This window comes from Neisseria sp. MVDL19-042950 (assembly GCF_030504625.1).
In the GTDB taxonomy this organism is placed as follows: Bacteria; Pseudomonadota; Gammaproteobacteria; order Burkholderiales; family Neisseriaceae; genus Neisseria.
Genome location: NZ_JAUKWH010000005.1, coordinates 1 through 13977 on the forward strand (window position 1 = coordinate 1; position 13977 = coordinate 13977).

Consider the following 13977-nt stretch of genomic DNA (forward strand, 5'->3'; position numbering starts at 1 on the left):
CAAAATGTATCTAGGGAAAAATAATCTGATCTGTATCAGCAGCATTGATAATTCGCGTAGTTATTATGGTAGTGATGTGGATTTTATCAGCACCGATTGGGGTAAAAGCTGGCGTAAAGAAGACAACGGTTCCAATGTATATGGTAGGTATTTCAATCCGCAAACCAATGAGACTTGGATGTTGAAGATATACAGCCTGTATTCGCGAACGGTAAAGTAGATTGAGAAGAGGCCGTCTGAAAACCATTCGGATGTTTCAGACGGCCTGATGATGATTAAACGGTAAGCATCAATTCAAACCGATTATTTATAGCCGACTTGTTTCATCAACATCACGGCTTTTTTCTGGTTGCTGCCGGCAACTGATACGTTAATCACGTCTTGTTTGAATTTGCCCCATTTGGCCACTTTCGGATCAGGATTGATTTTCGGGTTGGCGGGGTATTCGTGGTTCAGGTCGGCAAACAGGTTTTGCGCTTCGCTGCCGCTCAGCCATTCGATGAATTTTTGGGCTTGGGCGGCTTTTTTGGTGTATTTGGTTACACCGGCACCGGATACGTTAACGTGGGTACCTTTGCCTTGTTGGTCGGCAAAGAATACGCCTACGGGCAGATCCGGTTGCTTATCCATCAGGCGGCCGTAGTAGTAGGTGTTGGCGATGCCCACGTCGCAACGGCCCGCGCCGATGGCTTCGAGCATGGCGGTGTCGTTAGGGAAGGGGTCGGCGGCCAAGTTGTTTACCCAGCCTTTAACGATTTTTGCGGTTTTGGCGTGGCCTTGGTTGGCAATCATGGTGCCGACTAAGGATTGGTTGTAAACGTTATTGGACGTGCGCAAACACAGGCGGCCTTTCCATTTGGGGTCGGCAAGGTCGGCATAGCCGGAAAGCTCTGCGGGCTTAACTTTGTTGGTGTTGTAGAAAATGGTGCGGGCGCGGACGGAAAGGCCGAACCATTGGTTTTTCGGGTCGCGCAGGTTGGCGGGGATGTTGGTTTTCAACGTGGCGGAGTTAATCGGTTGCAGCAAGCCCATTTGGGTGGCCTGCCACAGGTTGCCGCCGTCAACGGTAATGAATACGTCGGCAGGGCTGTTGCTGCCTTCGGCTTTGAGTTTTTCCATCAGGGGGCCGGCTTTGTCGTTAACCAGTTTGACGGTAACGCCGGTTTTCTTTTGATAGGCTTCGACGACGGGGCGAAGCAGGTTGTCGGCACGAGAAGAGTAAACCACCAGTTCTTCGGCAAATGCGGGTGCAGCCGCCATCAGGGCTACGGAAACGGCAAGTGCTTTTTTCATCATGTTTGATCCTTTCGGGAAAATGGAATGGTGGCAAATCTGTTTTTAACCGGTTGAATCAGCGTGTTTTTCGGCGGGCCGGTTGAGCAGGTTTGCCGTGCGGCTGTTATTTTAAAGAACAATCCAATCGGGAACAATACAAATTATCATTATTAACTAAAGCGGTGCGATGTGATTTGCATTCTTTATCTGCTAAACCGATAATAACGTCCTGTTTATACCTTAAGGCCGTCTGAAAACTTATGAAACCGCCTGTATCCAAACTCTTATTGCCGCGTTTATGGCTGACCGTCTGTATCGTGCTGATTCTGATTCCGCTGGCGGTGATTGTAGCGGCATTGGGTGAGTTTGATGCGGAAATCTGGTCGTTTCTGCTGGAATACCAATTGCCCCAATTGTTGAAAAACACCTTGTTTCTGGTGTTGGCCGTGGGCGCGGGTGTGGCGGTGCTGGGCACTTCCTGCGCGTGGCTGACGGCGATGTATGATTTTCCGCTGCGCCGGTTTTTCTTTTGGGCGTTGATGCTGCCGTTGGCGGTGCCGGCGTATGTGCTGGCGTTTACCCAGCTCGGTTTGTTTGACTACACCGGCCCGCTGAATACGCTGATGCGCGAACGCTACGGCATAGCGCAGTTTTTCCCCGATGTGCGCAACGGTTTCGGGTTGGCGGTGGTGATGAGCCTGACGTTTTATCCGTATGTTTACCTGCTGGCGCGCAATGCCTTTTCCAGCATGGGGCAGCGGGCGTTGGAGGCGGGCGCGTCGTTGGGTTTGTCGCCGTGGCGGGCGTTTTTCAAGCTGGCGCTGCCGATGGCGCGGCCGTGGATCGGCGGCGGCGTGATTTTGGCTTTGATGGAAGTGCTGGCGGATTTCGGCACGGTTTCGGTGTTCGGCTTCGATACGTTTACCACGGCGATTTATCAGGCGTGGTTTGATTTTTATTCGCTGGAAACGGCCAAACAGCTCGCCGCTTTACTGATTACGCTGGTGTTTGTGTTGCTGGCTTTGGAACAGCTCAGCCGCGGCAACCGCCGTTTCAACCAATCCGGCAAGGCGCAGCAGCACCGCCGCAAGCCGCTTTCAGACGGCCTCAAGTGGGCGGCGACGGCTTATTGCGGCCTGATTCTGCTGTTTGCGTTTGTTATTCCGCTGGTGCAACTGATTGTATGGGCGCACGATACTTGGAACGACGGTTTCAACACTTCGCTGTGGCTGCACGCGTGGCATTCGTTTGCGGCCAGCTTTACCGCAGCCGTGCTGGTGGCGGCGGTGGCGTTGCTGCTGGCCTTGTCGAAACGGGTGGATAAAAGCCGTTTTGCTGCCGTTGCCGCGCGTATCGCCACGCTGGGTTACGGCATTCCGGGCACGGTGCTGGCGGTGGGCGTATTCGTGCCGGTAGCGTGGTTCGACAATATCCTGATTGAGCATCTGAACCTGCCCGAAGGCACCACCGGCATTCTGAAAGGCACGTTGGGCGTGATGTTGGCGGCTTACTTAATCCGTTTTCTGGCGGTGGGTTATGCTTCGCTGGAAGCGGGGCTGGAGCGCATCAGCCCGTCGCAATCCGAAGCGGCGCGTTCGCTCGGCTGCACCGGCGGCGGCGTGTTGCGGCGCGTGTATCTGCCGTTGCTGAAAGGCGCAATCGGCACGGCGGTATTGATGGTGTTTGTGGATGTGATGAAAGAAATGCCGATTACGCTGATGACGCGCCCGTATGATTGGGACACGCTCGCCGTGCGCGTTTACGCCTTTACCATCGAAGGGCAGTTTGCCAATGCCGCGCTGCCCGCCTTATTCATCGTGCTAACCGGCCTGCTGCCCGTTATCCTGTTTTCGCGCACGGAGCAAAATCCATGATTTTAGAAGTTTCCAACATCAATCTTTCATTCGACCGCAAGCCCGTGCTGCAAGATTTCGGTTTTGCATTGGAAAAAGGCGAAATCGCCTGCCTGCTCGGGCATTCGGGCTGCGGCAAAACCACCGCGCTGCGTTCGATTGCAGGGTTTGAACAGCCCGAAAGCGGCAAGATCGTGTTGAGCGGCACCACGCTTTCAGACGGCCTCACGTCCATGCCGCCGCATCTGCGCCGCATCGGTATGGTGTTTCAGGATTACGCGCTGTTTCCGCATCTTACCGTCGCCCAGAATATCGCGTTCGGCATCAGCAAACAGCCCGCCACCGAACGCCATGCGCGGGTCAACGAGCTGCTCGAATTAATCGGCTTGCCCGACTACGGCAGCCGTTATCCGCACCAGCTGTCAGGCGGCCAACAACAGCGCGTGGCTCTTGCGCGCGCCCTTGCACCCAAGCCCGAGCTGATTTTGCTCGACGAGCCGTTTTCCAACCTCGATGCCGATTTGCGCGCACGCTTGTCGAAAGAAGTGCGCCAACTGCTGAAACAGGAAAACACCAGCGCGATTTTGGTCACGCACGACCAGCAGGAAGCGTTTGCGATGGCCGACAAAATCGGCATCATGCACGAAGGCCGTCTGAAACAGTGGGATACGCCCTACAAGCTCTATCATGAGCCTGCCGACACCTATACCGCCCGCTTTATCGGTACCGGCGTGATGCTGCGCGGCAAAGTCAAAAGCCCCACCTGCGTGCAACTGGCCGTCGGCGAATTCTGCGGCACCGTGCCGTTTGCATGCCAATGTTGCAGCGAAGTGGATGTGCTCATCCGCCCCGACGATATCGTGCACGACGACCGCAGCCCGATTACCGCCGAAGTGCTGGATAAGGATTTCAAAGGCAGCTATTTCATCTACACGCTCAAGCTCGACAGCGGCGAAACCGTTGCCGCACAAGTGCCCGCCCACCACGACCACCCCGTCGGCAGCCGCATCGGTATCCGCATGGATTTGGAACATTTGATTGCGTTTGGGGCGTGAGTCGGATACGTATTGATGAAAGAGGCCGTCTGAAAATGGGTTTTCAGACGGCCTCTTTCATACGCCAACACGCCCCGGCAAATAAACTTATTTTGATACAAGGCAACAGGTTGCAGGCAGTACAAATAGTGCGGCTCGGCGTAGCAAAATTTAAGTTCATTTGCTATATAATGTTTAAAAATCAATCCGATAACCATTATCTGCAAGGAGGTGTGCGATGATACCGACTGTTCCGTCAAATCAAGTGGTTTTCGCCATGTCGCCCGAGCATCCGCCTGTGCTGTGTGTGGCGGATGGCAGCCGCGTGCGGTTTGAAACCTGTGATTGTTTTGCCGACCAAATCCGAAGCGCCGACGACACGTTAAACAATTTGGATTGGAACCGTATCAATCCGGCCACCGGCCCGGTGTTTGTCGAAGGGGCGGAGCCGGGCGATACTTTGCGGGTGCATATCCGCAGTATCGAGCTGGGCAGGCAGGCGGTGTTGGCGACTTTGCCGAATGCGGGCGTGGCAGGGGCGCGGATAAAGGAAAGCCGCATTGATATCGTGCCGGTGGAAGATGGCCATGCGGTGCTGTTCGGTACCGTGCGTTTGCCGTTAAACCCGATGATTGGCGTGATCGGCACGGCACCGGCGGGGGAAGCCGTCAGTTGCGGCACGCCCGATGCGCACGGCGGTAATATGGACAGTAAAATCATCACCGCCGGCACCACTTTGCTGCTGCCGGTGAATGTGGCCGGTGCGCTGCTGGCGATGGGTGATTTGCATGCGGGGATGGGCGACGGCGAAGTGGGCCTCTCAGGTTTGGAGATTAACGGCACGGTGGAAGTGGAAGTGAGCGTGATTAAAGACCGTCCGTATCCGCTGCCGTTGGCGGTAACGGCGGATTATTGCTACACGATTGCTTCCCATCCCGATTTGGACTCGGCTGCGGAAACGGCCGTTTTAATGGCAACCGATCTGCTTTGTGCGCACAGCAAGCTGGATATTAATCAGGCTGCCGCTTTGCAAAGCATTGCGGGAGATTTGCAGGTTTGCCAAGTGGTCGACCCGAATAAAACCTGCCGTTTTGCGCTGCCGCGTGCAGTAACCGACCAACTGGGTATTCGGTTGCCGTAAGCATCGGGGTTCGGCATGCCGTATGGATTCCGATTACTGCGGCCTGTGCGTCAAACCGAATGGGCGTTGTTATAAAAAGCCTGCCCGAATCATTTTCAGGCAGGCTTTCTACCACGATATTGTCCGGTTATCCGCAGTTAATGGCAGCCGCAGCTTTTTTTCATGTCGATAACCATACGCCCTTGGATTTTACCGTCGCGCATTTCTTGGAAAATATCGTTGGCTTCGTCGAGGGTTCGCGTTTGCACCACCGGCACCACGATACCTTCTGCGCCGAATTGGAAGGCTTCTTCCAAATCTTTGCGGGTGCCTACCAGCGAGCCGACCACTTCGATGCCGTCGAGCACGATGCGCGGAATCGACAAATCCATTGTTTCAGACGGCAGTCCGACTGCCACCACGCGGCCGCCCGCGCGCACGGCATCAACCGCCGAATTGAAAGCGGCACGGGATACGGCGGTAACTACGGCGGCATGCGCTCCGCCGGTTTTTTCCTGAATAAATTTGGCCGCGTCTTCTTTGGCGGGGTTGACGGTTAAATCGGCTCCGACTTCTTTTGCCAAAGCCAGTTTGTCGTCGTTGATGTCGATGGCGATCACGTGGGCACCGAATACTTTTTTCGCGTATTGCACGGCAAGGTTGCCCAAGCCGCCGGCTCCGTACATGGCAATCCATTGGCCGGGTTGGATGCCGGAAACTTTAATCGCTTTATAAGTGGTTACGCCCGCGCAGGTAATGCTGCTAGCTTGGGCGGGGTCTAATCCGTCGGGCACTTTGACGGCGTAGTCGGCATCGACAATACAGTAGGTTGCCATTGCGCCGTCGGCGGTGTAGCCGGCATTTACTACCGAGCGGCAAAGGGTTTCGCGGCCGGTAACGCAGTATTCGCACGAACCGCAGCTTTTAAACAGCCACGCGATGCTCACGCGGTCGCCGGGTTTGAGTTTGGTTACGCCCGCAGCGGTTTCTTTCACGATGCCGATGCCTTCATGACCGAGGACGCGGCCGGGTTTTTTGCCGAAATCACCGGCGGCGACATGCAAATCGGTATGGCACACGCCGCAATATTCCACTTCTACCAAGGCTTCGCCGTTTTCAAGCGGGCGGATTTCGCGTTCGATAATGTCTACATTGCCGTTGCTGTCGGGTGTAACAACTGCCGCTTTCATTTTCATGATGCTTCTCCTCTAGATTGGTTTGATATGGGAAAGGGCTTACCGATGCACGTTGAGAATTTGCTTTACGCGGTCATTTTTCTGAAAGCGCTTCGGCTGTACCTGATACCAGTATGCGCCAATTTTACTGTTAAGTAAAATCATTTTTATTTATAACTTGTTGAAATTAAAGGATTTTGTTATGTTATAACAAGAAAAAACCGCTCTTCCGCCGTTCTTCGGGCGCGGCGGGAAATTCGTTTATACTTTCACACCAATCACATTCAGCCATTCCGATACCCGCTTTTATGCCGCGCAAAATCTTTTCTTTCCTACTCAAAGGCTTCGCCGCATTAACGGCTTTGATTGCATTGTATTTTTTCTGTGCGTGGCTGCTCGGGCGCATGGAAATCAACACCGCAAGAAAAGACGACGGAACGATTACGCTTTATCTGCTGAGCAACGGCGTTCATACCGATATTGCGATGCCGCTGTATCATGAGGTGTTTGATTGGACGACGGTTGTGCATCCTTCGCATGCCCGGCAAGCCGGTTCGGTAGGGTATGTGGGATTGGGTTGGGGCGACCGCGAATTTTATTTAGACACGCCCACATGGAAGGATTTGAAAGTGTCTACGGCGTTAAAAGCCGCCACCGGCTTGGGACGGACGGCAATTCACGCCACGTTTTATCCGCTTCTCGAAGAAAACGAAAACAGCATCCGCATTCAGGTAAGCCCCGAGGAATACCGCAAACTGGTGCACAGCATCCTGCCTGCGTTCAAACGGCAAAACAACCACGCCGTTCCGGTTTCTTCCCGCTACGGCTACGGTGATTACGATGTGTTTTACGAAGCGAACGGCCGTTACAGCCTTTTGACGACCTGCAATACTTGGACCAACCGCCATCTGAAAAACAGCGGCGTGAAAGCGGTGGTATGGACACCGTTTGCAGGCAGTTTGATGAATGCCTACCGCAATCGGCAGGAACTTTAGCGGCCTTATTAAAATCTAAATAATATCAATATGTTTTTGTAATAAGCATATCCATGAAAGCCGCATTTTCCGCGTTATTGTGCATACTGTGCCTGGCTGCCGCAGGCAGCGTTGCCGCCGAATCCCGCCCCCGTTCCCCGCTGTTGAAACAACCCAAATCCGAGCTGGATTTTCCGCTTCAAGACAACCGTTGCAAGCAGCGGATTTGTACGATGCAATACGAACCCGTTTGCGCCACGATCGAAGTCGACGGCCGCACTTACCGGCAAACTTTCAGCAACAGTTGTATGGTTTGTTCGAGTCGGGGGATTATTACCAAAATCCGCAAAGGGGCTTGCGGCAACCACCACACGGTGATGTGATTTGCGCCGCATCGGTTTTTCAGACGGCCTGTTTGACGACGGGAGGCCGTCTGAAAACATATTGTCAATACAGCCGATCGGCCAACCAGACACGGCTGCGCAAACCCCAATAGCTGCTTAATCCCGTGGTGTTATGCACCGTTTTGCCGTTTTTCATCACGACAACCGTCGGCGTAACGGCCACCCGCCATTGTCGGGCCGTTTGCCCGCGCGGGTCGTTTACCGTTTCAAAGTCCAGCCCCTGATTCCGCATATAGTTTTGCACTTCTTCCGGTTCGCCGGACTGCATGGCCACGCCCAACACGGGCACGCCGGCCTGATGCAGGCGGTTGATAACGGGGGAGGTGTGTTTGCAGACACCGCACCAGCTCCCCCAAAAATAAACCACCACGGTGCGGTTGCGGCTCAGTTCGGCCAAAGTAAACCGCCGGCCGGAAAGCGTGTGCACTTGTTCGTCGGAAAAACCGGCGGGCTGTTCGGGTTTGCGCCACCAGTCGACCGCCAATGAGACCAACAACAAAACAACGGCGGTTTGAAGAATTTGTTTGAACCAATATTTTGCTTTTTTCCGCATTTATCTATCCCTTAATTTTTTAAGGCCGTCTGAAACATTGCTTTTTCAGACGGCCTTATAGCATAAAAATACCGGCCTATGGCAGTTATGCCTGTATCGTCCGCATTGTAACGGTTTGTAATAACCGTATAATCACACGGTTACGGTTCGCCGCCCGTCTTGCGGCAGCTTCCCCAAAAATGAAAAACAGAGAGAGATTTACATAATGACCAACCAAACTGCAAACGGTGCTTCGCGCTGGAGAAAGCGGCTGCGGGCGATGGGGCCTGGCATCATGATGGCTTCGGCGGCGGTAGGCGGCTCGCACATTATCGCATCCACACAAGCAGGCGCGCTTTACGGCTGGCAGCTTGCGCTGATTATCGTTTTGGCCAACCTGTTTAAATACCCGTTTTTCCGTTTCGGCCCCCAATATACTTTGGAAACCGGCAAAAGCCTGCTGGAAGGTTATGCGGAAAAAGGCCGCATTTATCTTTGGGTGTTTTTCCTAATGAATCTGTTTGCCACCGTCATCAATACCGCTGCGGTGAGCATGTTGTGTGCGGCCATTTTGAGTTTCGTGCTGCCTGCCGATTGGTCGGTTAACGTGTTGTCGGCGGCGGTGTTGGCTTCGGCCGTTGTTCTGCTGCTGGTCGGCCCTTACCGCACGGTGGATGCGATTTCAAAAATCATCATGATCAGTTTAACGGTAACCACCGTTGCGGCGGTGGCGGTGGCCGCTTCCAACGGTGCGGCCGTGCAGCCCGGTTTCATCGAACCGAGCCCGTGGAACCTCGGTGCGCTGGCGTTTATCGTGGCGCTGATGGGCTGGATGCCTGCGCCGATTGAAATTTCGGCCATCAATTCGATGTGGGTCGCCACCAAACGCAAACTCGAGCATGTGAGCTATGAAGACGGATTGTTCGACTTCAACGTCGGCTATATCAGCACCGCACTGCTTGCTTTGGTGTTTCTGGCATTAGGCGCATTGGTTCAGTACGGTTCGGGCACCGAGCTGAAAATGGCGGGCGGAGCCTATATCGGCCAACTGATCAATATGTATGCTTCGACCATCGGCGAATGGTCGCGCTGGTTGGTTACTTTTATCGCCTTCGCCTGTATGTACGGCACCACGCTCACGGTAATCGACGGTTATTCGCGTACCAATATGGAATCGTTCCGCCTGCTGCTCAAAGGCGAGCGCAGCACCAACCGTATTTTGGCGGTGTGGATTGTTTTCGCGGCTATCACAGGGTTGTGCGTGGTGTTGTTCTTTAAAGGCGCGGTGCTGGCGATGCTGAAATTTGCCATGATCGCTTCTTTTGTCAGCACGCCCGTATTCGCTTGGCTGAACTTGAGCTTGGTACGCAAAGGGCGGCACGCGCTGCAACCGTGGCTGATGTGGCTGGCATGGGTGGGATTGCTCTATCTGAGCGGTTTTGCGGTGCTGTTTCTGCTTAACCAAAGCGGGCTGATTGCCTAGCCGGATTTTCTGTAGGATACAGAGGCCGTCTGAAAGATTAAGTTCTTTTCAGACGGCCTTTTCGGTAGAATAAGCAAGGAGTTACAGCCAAATATAATCTTCAGGTTATGCTTCCCGTCCAAATACAGAAAGGATACCGATATGGATAACAAACTCGGCTTCAAACCGATACCCGCTGCCATTGCAGTAGGATTGGCCTTATTGATTTGGTTCGTTATTCCCGTGCCCGAGGGTGTAACGCCCCAAGCATGGCATCTGCTGGCGATGTTTGTCGGCGTGATTGCCGCCATTATCGGCAAAGCCATGCCGATCGGCGCACTTTCGATGGTGGCGATTATGCTGGTGGCCGTTACCGGCGTTACTGCCGAAAAGCCCGCCGATGCCATTAAAGATGCCTTGAGCAGTTTTGCCAGCCCGTTGATTTGGCTGATCGGCGTGTCCATCATGATTTCGCGCGGCATCCTGAAAACCGGCTTGGGCGCGCGTATCGGTTATCTGTTTATTTCCCTGTTCGGCAAAAAAACCTTGGGCATCGGTTACAGCTTGGCCTTGTCGGAGCTGCTGCTCGCCCCCGTTACGCCGAGCAACACCGCACGCGGCGGTGGCATCATCCACCCCGTGATGAAAGCGATTGCCTCCAGCTACGATTCCGACCCTGAAAAAGGCACGCAAGGCCGCATCGGTAAATATCTGGCGCTGGTGAACTACCACAGCAATCCGATTACTTCGGCCATGTTCATCACCGCCACCGCGCCCAACCCGCTGGTGGTCGACATTATCGCCAAAGCCACCCATTCCGACATTCATCTGAGCTGGGGCACTTGGGCGTTGGCCATGTTGCTGCCCGGTTTGGCCGCCATGTTTTTGATGCCGTTGGTGCTCTATTTCATCTATCCGCCCGAAATCAAAGAAACGCCGAACGCCGCCCAGTTTGCCAAAGAACGGCTGAACGAATTGGGCAAAATGAACCGCGGTGAAAAAATCATGCTGGGCATTTTCGCGCTGCTGCTGATCTTGTGGGCGGGCGTGCCCGCCATGCTGTTCGGCAGCGGTTGGAAAGTCGATGCCACCACCACCGCCTTTATCGGCCTTTCCCTGCTGTTGCTTTCCGGCGTGCTTTCTTGGGACGACATTCTCAAAGAAAAAAGCGCGTGGGACACTGTAACTTGGTTCGCCGCACTCGTGATGATGGCCACCTTCTTGAATAAACTCGGCCTGATTGCATGGTTTTCCGGCGTATTGGAAAGCAGCATCGAACATCTCGGCTTGGGTTGGGTGGGCGCATCGACGCTGCTGTTGCTGGCTTATATGTACGCGCACTATATGTTTGCCAGCACCACCGCCCACATTACCGCCATGCTCGGCGCTTTCTACGCCGCCGGTATCGCCTTGGGTGCGCCGCCCATGCTGTTTGCTCTGTTGATGGCGGCTGCCTCCAGCATCATGATGACGCTTACCCACTACGCCACCGGCACGTCGCCCGTGATTTTCGGTTCGGGCTACACCACACTCAGCGAGTGGTGGAAAGCCGGCTTCGTGATGAGTGTTGTCAACCTGCTGGTATTCATTTTTATCGGCGGCGTTTGGTGGAAAGTTTTAGGTTATTGGTAACATAGTGTTCATGTTGATGAGGCCGTCTGAAAACACTAGATAAAGTGTTTTCAGACGGCCTCGTGCCGACAGCCGAACGCTATTCCGACCTTTATCCGACAATCGTCCTGAACGTTAAGCTGATGCGCGGCTCGCTGATGCGCGTGCTTTTCATAACCGCATGCCGCCAATGGCTTTGGGTGTCGCCGCGCATCACAATCAACTGCCCGTGTTGCAGCATCATTTCCCTTTTCTCTTTGGTGCGCTTGTGCTTGAACGCAAACTTGCGCGGTGCACCGAAACTCACCGACGCAATCACCGGCTGCCTGCCCAGCTCCGGCTCGTCGTCGCTGTGCCACGACATTCCTTCGAGGCCATCTGAATAAAGATTGAGCAAACATGAATTGAACAGCGTCGGGTTATGGCGGGCGAGACGGCTTTCCACGGCTTGTTTGACGGTTGCCAAAGCCGCTGTCCACGGCAAAGCGCGGCGTGTGATGCCCGAGTAGGTGTAGGCGAACGGCTTGTCGCCATACCATGCCGTTTGCCGGGCGGTGGTAATGCGTTTGCCGTAAAGCATCACTTCGTCATGCCGCCACGGGGTTTCGCGCATCAACACGGCAAAATAACGGTCGGCGGTTTCGACGGGAAACACTATGCCGTAATCGTTCACGATGCCGTCGTAAGGCAAAAGATTGTTTTCCGGTTGCGGCGGCAGGGAGAATAGGTCGGTAGTCATACTGCAAACCGTTTTCAGACGGCCTCCGTTATTGCTCTTTCTTTCTCTTCGCCCGCGGGTGAGCATCGTCATACACGGCGGCGAGATGGTCGAAATCGAGTTTGGTGTAAATCTGGGTGGTCGATAAATTGCTGTGCCCCAAGAGTTCCTGCACGGCGCGGATGTTTTTGGCAGATTGCAGCAGATGGCTGGCGTAGCTGTGGCGCAGCATGTGCGGCGAAATGTGCTGCGGGCTGCCTTGCCGCAACGCCCATTCGCGCAGGCGGTTTTGGATTTGGCGGCAGCCGAGCCGCTTGCCGAGGCGGTTGGTGAACAGTGCGGTTTCCTCTCCTTTTGCGACGCGGTGGGGGAGGTAGGTGCGGACGGCTTCGATGCTTTTGCCGCTTAACGGCACGCGGCGTTGTTTGTTGCCTTTGCCGAGCACGCTCACCCAGCCTTCGTCGAGCAGAATATCATTCAGGTTTAAGCCGTGGACTTCGCTCAGGCGCAGGCCGCTGCCGTACATCAGCTCGAAAATAGCATGATCGCGCAGGCGCAGGGCTTCGCTGTCGGAGTCGTTGTCGAGCAGGTTGTTGAGCGTTTCCTGTTCGATGGCTTTGGGCAGGCGTTCGGGCGGCTTGGGGGCTTTGAGGTTGTGGGTCGGGTCGGCTTCGAGCAGGCCGTTTTGCACCAGCCAGCCGCAATATTGCCGCCATACCGAAAGTTTCCGTGCCATGCTGCGCTCGTGCAGGTTTTGCTGTGAAAGTTTTTTCAGGGCGGCGACAAAATGGCGGCGGTGCGGCGGCTCTTCACCGGCGTTGTCGGGCAGCAGGCGGAACAGTTGCGCCAAATCGCGCCGGTATGCATCAACCGTGTGCTGCGATTTGCCCTGCCGTTGCAGGGTTTGCAGGTATTGCTGTTGGAAATCGGGTAAACGGGAAAGCTGCATGGGAGAGGCCGTCTGAAAAATAGTTGGCTAAGCCTGCTGTTTCAATAAGGGATGGATATGCGACAGCACTTCGTCGAGAACGCGGTTGTTGTCGGCAATCCCCCGCACCCACCAGCGCAGCTCCAACGTGGCCGAGCTGTCGGAAACGGCGGTAACGGCGATTTCGGGGTCGGAAACATTGTCGCCGCACTGTTGTTCGACCGTACGGATAATCTGCTGTTTGACGGCCTCTGCATTCAAACCGGCAGGCAGTGTAAACGTGGTGCTTTGGCGGTAGCGGCCGCTGCTGGTGTTGACGGTAACGGGGGAGGTAAACAATTGGGAATTGGGAATCACGATGCGCCGGTCGTCATAAGTGCGCAGCGTGGTTGCCCGTATTTCGATGCTTTCCACCGTGCCCTCGAAGCCGCCGGACGAAATGCGGTCGCCGATTTTAAACGGTTCGCTCAACAGCAATAAAATGCCGGAAAGCAGGTTTTGAAAAATGTCTTTGAAAGCAAAACCGATGGCCACCGAGCCGATGCCGAGCGCGCTGATCAACTGTGCCGGTGTGAAATCGGGAATGGCAATCATCATGGCGGCGAGAAAGCCGGCAAAAACAATCAGCGCACTGCCGATACGCTTCAACACCAGCAGCAAATTCATGCGGTTGCTCAACTGGCGGGAAAGCAGTTTGACCGCCAAATACTTAAACAGCTTGGATGCAAACCAAAACAGTATGAATACCGTCAAAGCCACCATCAGATAAGGCACCCGCAGCCAGAAGGCTTCGATCATGCTCTGGATGCCGGCAGTCATGGCCTGATAATGGTCGAGGCTGTGATAAATGCTGTTGCCGAGTTTTTCTATATTATTCATATCATGATTAAA

The 13977-nt window shown here is 54.5% G+C and carries 14 protein-coding genes; 8 read left to right on the top strand and 6 right to left on the bottom strand.

Annotated features, from left to right (window positions below; all coding sequences use genetic code 11):
• On the top strand, positions 1-220 hold a 220-nt coding region (locus Q0X97_RS05585), incomplete at its 5' end, for a hypothetical protein (protein ID WP_302066399.1).
• Between the two features lie 83 nt (positions 221-303).
• Here the strand turns inward: Q0X97_RS05585 and Q0X97_RS05590 are convergent.
• Entirely contained in the window at positions 304-1296 is a 993-nt protein-coding gene (locus tag Q0X97_RS05590; protein WP_302066400.1) for a Fe(3+) ABC transporter substrate-binding protein, read from the bottom strand.
• A gap of 239 nt (positions 1297-1535) precedes the next feature.
• On the opposite strand from Q0X97_RS05590, the gene Q0X97_RS05595 reads away from it, so the two are divergent.
• The 3 genes from Q0X97_RS05595 (at position 1536) to Q0X97_RS05605 (ending at position 5303) form a co-directional block, all read left to right on the top strand.
• Positions 1536-3149, top strand: coding sequence for an iron ABC transporter permease (locus Q0X97_RS05595; protein ID WP_302066401.1), 1614 nt, complete (start codon positions 1536-1538; stop codon positions 3147-3149).
• The gene (locus Q0X97_RS05600) at positions 3146-4183 is read left to right on the top strand and encodes an ABC transporter ATP-binding protein (protein WP_302066402.1); all 1038 of its coding nucleotides are present in this window, start codon (positions 3146-3148) and stop codon (positions 4181-4183) included. The genes Q0X97_RS05595 and Q0X97_RS05600 overlap by 4 nt, the downstream gene beginning before the upstream one ends.
• A 217-nt stretch (positions 4184-4400) precedes the next feature.
• Complete coding sequence (locus Q0X97_RS05605) at positions 4401-5303, top strand: acetamidase/formamidase family protein (RefSeq protein WP_302066403.1); 903 nt, start codon at positions 4401-4403, stop codon at positions 5301-5303.
• A 137-nt stretch (positions 5304-5440) separates the two neighbouring features.
• Here the strand turns inward: Q0X97_RS05605 and adhP are convergent, their stop codons facing one another.
• Positions 5441-6478: an alcohol dehydrogenase AdhP gene (gene adhP, locus Q0X97_RS05610; RefSeq protein WP_302066404.1), complete on the bottom strand. Its 1038-nt coding sequence runs from the start codon at positions 6476-6478 to the stop codon at positions 5441-5443.
• Positions 6479-6765: 287 nt separating this feature from the next.
• On the opposite strand from adhP, the gene Q0X97_RS05615 reads away from it, so the two are divergent.
• Together Q0X97_RS05615 and Q0X97_RS05620 are read left to right on the top strand one after the other, a co-directional pair.
• Positions 6766-7452 (top strand): TIGR02117 family protein, encoded by a 687-nt coding sequence (locus Q0X97_RS05615; RefSeq protein ID WP_302066405.1) that lies wholly within the window; start codon positions 6766-6768, stop codon positions 7450-7452.
• A 53-nt stretch (positions 7453-7505) separates the two neighbouring features.
• Positions 7506-7814: a hypothetical protein gene (locus Q0X97_RS05620; RefSeq protein ID WP_302066406.1), complete on the top strand. Its 309-nt coding sequence runs from the start codon at positions 7506-7508 to the stop codon at positions 7812-7814.
• Between the two features lie 64 nt (positions 7815-7878).
• Here Q0X97_RS05620 and Q0X97_RS05625 read toward each other — a convergent pair whose 3' ends face one another.
• Complete coding sequence (locus Q0X97_RS05625) at positions 7879-8388, bottom strand: protein disulfide oxidoreductase (protein WP_302066407.1); 510 nt, start codon at positions 8386-8388, stop codon at positions 7879-7881.
• Between the two features lie 205 nt (positions 8389-8593).
• On the opposite strand from Q0X97_RS05625, the gene Q0X97_RS05630 reads away from it, so the two are divergent.
• Together Q0X97_RS05630 and Q0X97_RS05635 are read left to right on the top strand one after the other, a co-directional pair.
• Entirely contained in the window at positions 8594-9850 is a 1257-nt protein-coding gene (locus Q0X97_RS05630; protein WP_302066408.1) for an NRAMP family divalent metal transporter, read from the top strand.
• 141 nt (positions 9851-9991) lie between these two features.
• On the top strand, positions 9992-11461 hold the full coding sequence (locus Q0X97_RS05635) for a DASS family sodium-coupled anion symporter (RefSeq protein ID WP_302066409.1): 1470 nt from the start codon (positions 9992-9994) through the stop codon (positions 11459-11461).
• Between the two features lie 91 nt (positions 11462-11552).
• Here Q0X97_RS05635 and Q0X97_RS05640 read toward each other — a convergent pair whose 3' ends face one another.
• The 3 genes from Q0X97_RS05640 to Q0X97_RS05650 are packed head-to-tail and all read right to left on the bottom strand — an operon-like array spanning position 11553 to position 13965.
• Positions 11553-12179: an alpha-ketoglutarate-dependent dioxygenase AlkB gene (locus Q0X97_RS05640; protein WP_302066410.1), complete on the bottom strand. Its 627-nt coding sequence runs from the start codon at positions 12177-12179 to the stop codon at positions 11553-11555.
• A gap of 28 nt (positions 12180-12207) precedes the next feature.
• The gene (locus Q0X97_RS05645) at positions 12208-13107 is read right to left on the bottom strand and encodes a tyrosine-type recombinase/integrase (RefSeq protein WP_302066411.1); all 900 of its coding nucleotides are present in this window, start codon (positions 13105-13107) and stop codon (positions 12208-12210) included.
• A 27-nt stretch (positions 13108-13134) separates the two neighbouring features.
• Positions 13135-13965, bottom strand: a complete 831-nt coding sequence (locus Q0X97_RS05650) for a mechanosensitive ion channel family protein (protein WP_302066412.1) — start codon at positions 13963-13965, stop codon at positions 13135-13137.
• Positions 13966-13977: the final 12 nt, after the last annotated feature.